This window comes from Psychrobacter sp. CAL346-MNA-CIBAN-0220 (genome assembly GCF_040309805.1).
Taxonomy (GTDB): domain Bacteria; phylum Pseudomonadota; class Gammaproteobacteria; order Pseudomonadales; family Moraxellaceae; genus Psychrobacter.
In genome coordinates, this window is the sequence record NZ_JBEOPF010000423.1 from 1 (window position 1) to 260 (window position 260).

The following is a 260-nucleotide window of genomic DNA, read 5'->3' on the forward strand; positions in this document are numbered from 1 at the left end:
TGGTGACACCGCTATCGGTCATCATAATCAGTTGGTTGAGAAGTTTATTGCCCAACCGTCACTGCAAATGCAACAACAGCATATAAGCAAAGTAACTGCCAGTGGACCACCTTTACCGGTACTGCTCGATTCATTAGCTAAGTTAAGAGATAGGCGTGCCGCGGCAAAGCGTGACGACATAAATACGCGCTTTGATGATTTAAACACGCTAAAACAGTGGATTAATTAATATGGCTAAAAATGATTTTTGTATGCCACAG

General features: G+C 42.3%; 1 protein-coding gene. It reads left to right on the forward strand.

Annotation, left to right across the window (positions count from 1 at the left end; translation table 11 throughout):
• Positions 1–229, forward strand: a 229-nt coding sequence (locus AAEY88_RS14225) for a monodechloroaminopyrrolnitrin synthase PrnB family protein (protein WP_350563434.1), incomplete at its 5' end; no start/stop codon positions are given.
• Positions 230–260 lie beyond the last annotated feature (31 nt).